General features: G+C 40.4%; 6 protein-coding genes. All 6 read right to left on the reverse strand.

Going from position 1 to position 6,370, the window contains the following annotated elements:
* Positions 1–1,214 precede the first annotated feature (1,214 nt).
* The 6 genes from ACYQ28_RS18670 to ACYQ28_RS18695 all read right to left on the reverse strand — a co-directional run bounded on the left by ACYQ28_RS18670 (position 1,215) and on the right by ACYQ28_RS18695 (position 6,263).
* Positions 1,215–1,505, reverse strand: a complete 291-nt coding sequence (locus tag ACYQ28_RS18670; protein ID WP_460052819.1) for a hypothetical protein — start codon at positions 1,503–1,505, stop codon at positions 1,215–1,217.
* Positions 1,506–1,613: 108 nt separating this feature from the next.
* Positions 1,614–2,018, reverse strand: coding sequence for a hypothetical protein (locus tag ACYQ28_RS18675; RefSeq protein ID WP_460052821.1), 405 nt, complete (start codon positions 2,016–2,018; stop codon positions 1,614–1,616).
* A 1,397-nt stretch (positions 2,019–3,415) separates the two neighbouring features.
* Complete coding sequence (locus ACYQ28_RS18680; protein ID WP_460052823.1) at positions 3,416–3,793, reverse strand: hypothetical protein; 378 nt, start codon at positions 3,791–3,793, stop codon at positions 3,416–3,418.
* Positions 3,794–3,907: 114 nt separating this feature from the next.
* Positions 3,908–4,336 (reverse strand): hypothetical protein, encoded by a 429-nt coding sequence (locus tag ACYQ28_RS18685; protein WP_460052826.1) that lies wholly within the window; start codon positions 4,334–4,336, stop codon positions 3,908–3,910.
* A 103-nt stretch (positions 4,337–4,439) separates the two neighbouring features.
* Positions 4,440–4,751, reverse strand: a complete 312-nt coding sequence (locus ACYQ28_RS18690; protein WP_460052828.1) for a hypothetical protein — start codon at positions 4,749–4,751, stop codon at positions 4,440–4,442.
* Between the two features lie 507 nt (positions 4,752–5,258).
* The gene (locus ACYQ28_RS18695) at positions 5,259–6,263 is read right to left on the reverse strand and encodes a hypothetical protein (RefSeq protein WP_460052830.1); all 1,005 of its coding nucleotides are present in this window, start codon (positions 6,261–6,263) and stop codon (positions 5,259–5,261) included.
* Between the last annotated feature and the right edge of the window lie 107 nt (positions 6,264–6,370).

The raw sequence follows: 6,370 nt of genomic DNA on the forward strand, positions 1-6,370 counted from the left end.
TTTATTTTAGATTATTCATTGATAAACGGTATTCTCAAATAATAATCTAAATATTTTTAGGTTAATCAGAGGTTCCTTTAGTTTACCGAAGTTCAAACGACAACGAATTGCAATTTTAGACGGCAAAATATAGACAAATTAGAACTAAGAAAATACTACGAAAGACGTACAACGCCGCCAACACAGGCGGCCGGAACGTAGTGTAGGCCGTCCAGTGCAATGCGCTTTTTGCATTGCACGATTGTGCTTGGCTTTGTTATGCATTTTACTCGATACCTAGCTTCTGAGCTGATTTTTCACTAGCCCAAGCTTCGAGATGTGCGCATATACCATTGAAAGGAACTTCAGCGACCATAACTATTGAATGAGCTTTAATCGGACCCTCCAACTTAGATATAGCTTCTGGTGAAGAGTGTAAAGCTAGGATAATGCCGAAATTTTCATACCCTTTGAGACCCTTCGGCGACTTAAGTTAAACAGAAACCGAACTATCGGAAATGGTTTTGTATGAGCGAAGTTTATTGACAGCTGATTCGTTAAAGATCTTATCTAGAAATTGACCGCAGTTCTGAATGCTATTTACGCAGATTGTGAGTAGCTCACCTGACTCTATAGCAAGATTTCGTGCAAAAGCATAACCAGCTTGAAGCTCCTGCGGCTTAACTATATCTGGAGAAAAATAATAATATCTATCCATCGTGCATTTTTTCCTTGAGATGCATAACGCTTTGCTTTGCGGCGCGCCTTAGCGCGTCCGGTGGAGGCCACGCCTTTTGTGGCCGGAACAAATAAGAGCAACTTGTTAGAACAACTACGAAAATAGCTATTTTGCAGTGCTAAAAGCGTACAACTAAACATTTAAGTTACCTTACTTCTGCTACCAAGTTTACCAATTTGAGACACGAAGAACGAAACTACCAGACTTTACGCGCCACTTTATTAATTAAAACCACGAAGAACAAAACTACCCAACGTAAATCCACTTTTTTACCAAAAATTGGCTACCACGATTTTGTATATACCAATCTTTTACACATTACTTGAAAATACCAAGAACCAGAATATCCAGTTTACGTAACACCTAAAATTTACTACTGATAAAACCACTGAATGGTTCTAACGCCAATGTAAACGGCGAGCGACGCAGGAGCGAGTCCAGCGGAATGCCGTAGGCATGTAGCGATATTTGACATTTTTGTTATGTGCAGATACGCCTATATAGTTTGTACTAACCATACCCACACCGAAAACCAAGAAATACCGCTAACAAGTAAAACTGACAAAGCCCCGTTTGGAAATTTATTAACGGCTTGGTAAGCGATTACCAGTGAGTTTCCAAAGACACTAAACAAAATAATATAGGTTAAATACAGCGGTAACGGAAATAGTTTTAGCCATACCGAGAAAAATCCGCACATGACCAATACAATGGTAATTTTTGGGGCAATCCAGTACGAAACTAGGTACTGACAAATAAAACCCTTATTCTGCTCTATAGGATTCATTATTCCTGTACTCAACTACACATAACGCTTAGGTAAGGGGCGGCAAAAGCAGAGCTTTTGGCGTCCCGTAGAGCCAGCTATGCTGGCGTAACGAACTTGACCTACTTGTTAGCTTTTGTTGTTTAAAGCCGTTATTATTTTTTCATAGGTCAAATAAAAAAGACAAGCTACCACAACAATAATTGCATTGCGCTGGTTAACGGTATAAGCGTAATAAAATAATGCTCCACAAACCATAGCTTCCATGTATTTCAGGGATTCACCCAAGACGAGTAAGACTGCTTGCTCTTTTTCGGTTCTGCGTGTTATGAAATTTGAAATTAGCTGGCGCAGAGAATTTATAATTAATTTGACAACGTAAAGACAAATCAGGAACCCCACGAGGATGGAGACGCCCTGAAAAGAAGGAGAAATAGCCTTATAAGTTTCATAACCTGCATAAACTACGAAAACAACAAAAGCCGTTTTTAAAATGACTTTAATTAGTTTAGTTCTGGTAAGTATTGTATTCATAGGACGAAAGTTAACGCCCAGCTAAACCGCCGGAACGAAGTTGATTGTTTTATGCGAGCGTAGCGAAAAAGCATAAAACGAGCAACGCAGTGGAGGTCGATTTGAGCTGCTTGTTAGAACAACCGCGAAGATAGCTATTTTGCGTTGCTGAAAGTGTACTACCAAACATTTGAGCTACCTTACTTTCTGCTACCACGTTTGCCAATTTGAGCCACGAAGAACGAAACTGCACTGCCTTACGCAACCACTTTACTCATTGAAACTAAGAAGAGCAAAACTGCCCAACGTAAACAAACCTTTTACTAAAAATTAGCTGCCACGATTTAGTAGCTGTCAACTTTTTACACCTTACTTAAAAATACCAAGAACCAGAACTTCCAGTTTACATAACACTTAAAATTTACCACTTATGAAACCCCAGAACAGTTCTAACGACCAGCTAAACCGCCGGAACGAAGTTGATTGTTTTGTGCGAACGTAGCGAAAAGCACAAAACGAGCAACGCAGTGGAGGTCGATTTGAGCTGCTTGTTAGAACAATTGCAAAAATAACTATTTTGCATTACTAAAAGTGTACTACTAAACATTTAGGTTACCCTACTTCCCGCGACCAAGTTAACTAATTTGAACCACGAAGAACGAAACTGCTCTGCCTTACACAACCACATTACTCATTGAAACCAAGAAGAGCAAAACTGCCCAACTCTCATTTACCTTTTTACTAAAAATTAGCTACCACGATTTCGTAGCTGCTAACATTTTGCACTGTACTTGAAAGTACCAAAAACAAAAACGTTCAGTTTACGTAACACCTAAAATTTACTACCAATAAAACCACTGAGTAGTTCTAACGACCAGCTAAACCGCCGGAACGAAGTTGATTGTTTTGTGCGAGCGTAGCGAAAAGCACAAAACGAGCAACGCAGTGGAGGTCGATTTGAGCTGCTTGTTAAGTGTTGGGCTGCGCATATACTTCAATGCCTTTACCATATATAACCCAACCGGTTTTCGTGCCTAGACTTATTTTAATCGCCATAAAATCTTTAACGTAGCGAATGCGCTCAACTTGTAATATTTGGTCTGGAGAAACATCAAAAGCTTTGGTGCAACCTACTTGTGATTGATAACCACATTCTCAGTCATTATATGCCGCATGTTTTCGCTGATTTTGATTGCCTTACTTTGGTCATTAGCAATATCCGCTTGCCACAAACCTGCGGAAACTATTATTACGGCAATTAATATTCCGATGTTTAATTTCATAGCAACACTTAACGCTTTGCTTTGCGGCGCGCGTTAGCGCGTCCGGTGGAGGCCACATTTTGTGCTATTAAAGCACAAAATAAGCGACGCAGCGGAGGTCCAAGCAGCTTTAGCTGCTGATGGTTGAGCGGTTTGTTATGTTTTGGTTTTAAACACATAGTAACGAAACACACCTGCTTGAAACAATATTGCTGCGCCGAAGAACAATGCTGAGAACAGACCGTATATTGCCCAGATAAGCAATATGACGATGCTGCAAATATAGAGATAAAACCGCCATTCTGGATTTGCCCATTTACAAAGCGAGAAGTGCACTGGAATGCCTATAATTACCCACCCACAAATAGATAGCCCCCAATACGTAACTGAACCTATACCAATTACAAGAAATTGCTCAGCAGCATTAAAGATATAGCCATCTATTATCTGAGACGAAAATAGCCATATCCCTAACAGGATATAGCCGCTTACGACACTTCTTAATATTGCCTTTTCCCAATTTCCGTAATTCATCTAAAAACATAACGTCGCGCTCAGGGGAAAAACAGAGCGAAACTAATTTGTGGTAAAGTGAGTGCAGCGAACCACAAATTGGTGGAGCGTAGTTTTTTCCCTTGCAGCGCCTTGTTATAGCATTTTAAGCACATCATTCTTTACTGTTTTTAATTGGCTCCAATGGATTAAATCTAGAGGTAACTTGCTGCTCTCTCTAATTTTACTCCAGCCTTTTTTGTATAAAATCTCCTCTGAACCTTCTAAGCACTCCTTTTCGTTAAGAGCATCAAATGCGTTGTTTAATTCATTTAGAGCATCAAGAAGCTTACTGTCAAAGAAAGAAGGAATCGAACGATTATTCAATTTTTCCCTAAACTGAGACACTGCAAAATACCACTCATACCATGCAGTCAGAAATGGACACTCACCATCCAACTCTTCAACCTGCTCATTTGCAGGCAAGCTTAACTTTTCAAGGCTTTCTCCGAACTCAAATACGGATAATACAAGTTCTTTATCCTTGTGAGACGCCCATTCCCAAATTAATTCTTCGATATTCATTTTTTTGCTATAACGCCGTTGTAAATTGCAGTTTTGGAGGAGCCCGTTTGTGCTATTAAGCACAAAAAGGAGCGGCGGAAAAACTGTCAATTTGACAACTTTGTTAGGCATTTTTACTTTTATCTTTTATATATGCAAATAATACTGAACAAACCACTGTAGCTACAAACCAAAACAACACCAGAAATACCATTTGTATAGGTACAAAATTTGGGGTCATACGACCAAACAGCGCTTGAGTTAGATTGCTCATCAACTCTCGATTTTCTAGAAATGGCATAAGCTTACTTGGCGCAAGAGCGACATATATCATTGGATGCGAATAAGGCTCTGGAATTAGAAATGCATTTACAAGTAGTAGAATCGGAACTGCGATTTCAAAAGATAAATGAATTAAAATTACTTTCCCTTTCACTTGCGGTGCCTAACGCTTTGCTTTGCGGCGCGCGTTAGCGCGTCCGGTGGAGGCCACGATTTTGTGGCCGGAACAAATAAGAGCAACTTGTTAGAACACCACGAAAATAGCTATTTTGAGTTGCTAAAAGTGTACTACTAAACATTTAAGTTACTTTACTTTCCGCGACAAAGCTTGCCAATTTGAGTCACGAAGAACGAAACTGCTTTGCCTTACCCAACCACTTTACTTATTGAAACTAAGAAGAGCAAAACTGCCCAACGCAAACCTACCTTTTACTAAAAATTGGCTACCACGATTTTGTAGCTACCAACCTTTTAAACCTTACTTAAAAATACCAAGAACCAGAACTTCCAGTTTACTTAACACCTAAAATTTACCACTAATAAAACCACTGAGTAGTTCTAACGCCCAGCTAAGCCGCCGGAACGGAGTTGATTGTTTTGTGCTAGCGTAGCGAAAAAGCACAAAACGAGCAACGCAGTGGAGGTCGGTTTGAGCTGTTTGTTAAGAGGCATCTGCACGACCTGACTCTACAAGTTTTTTTAAAGCGAATTTCCCTCTTTCAGAGACAGCATCGGAACTATCTGATGCAAATTTGTCCGCTAATTCTTTTCCGATACCACCTAGTGTGTCTAGCTCTCGAATCAATATTTCTGCGGAAACTCGACGTACAATTGATGATCGATCTTTTGCAGATTTTTGTAGTAGATCGAGTATAGGTGTTTCGACGCTCAACTTCCGCTCAGAAACGATAGGAATTAGTTTTTTTTCGCAATATCGGATATCTGTCCAGACCCATTTGCGTCCTTCTAACCAAGTTACTCTGCTTTCAAATAGACTGCGATAAGCTTTCGCACGTAATGACGGTTGTACGGCGAATGATGCGATTTCTTCCATACGCCCGTCCAATATAGGTGTACGGCCTAGCTGAGAGAATAGAGAAGTCATTGGCCCAGAAGCTGAAAACATTATCTTTTGGATAAGTGATTGCGCAATATTTTCATCACCTATAATGTTTAGAAGAACGTCTTTATCTGCATCCTCGATTCTACCCCACGAGCCCCAGTTTGAAAGAGCAACACACAACGCCTCAACTACGTATTCGGGGTTGGATGCCTTGGCTAATTCTAAAAGTGTATCTCGCGCAGCAGCACGAACCTCTGGAACCCAATCATTTAGCCTCCTAACTGCTAATGAAAAAAAGAAAGTGTTTGGCGCTGCTCCAGAAAGGGTACGTAAAGTTTTTTCACGTCTATAACCATCCCAACTGGTAAGATCTAGCCAAGTTAAAATTTCGATGGGCTTTGACCATGGCTTCCATTTAGAAGGAGTGCTTTCTCTCATAGCAGTAGAAAACTCAGATCGGATCAAACGCTCCCAATAGTCGAAATTTGAAAGGGGTATTTGAGACGTAGCTTCAACCAGCGACGACATATCAGCCATGACTTTACTTCCTGGTTTGATCGAGCTGGCAAATTCTTTGACTGCTAAAACGATTCTATCTTTCATAATTTCTGGCTGGTACACCTTCTTGCCTCTTAACGCTTTGCTTTGCGGCGCGCGTTAGCGCGTCCGGTGAAGGCCACGCCTTTTGTGGCCGGAACGAATAAGAGCAA

It is taken from the genome of Sessilibacter sp. MAH1, assembly GCF_054658315.1.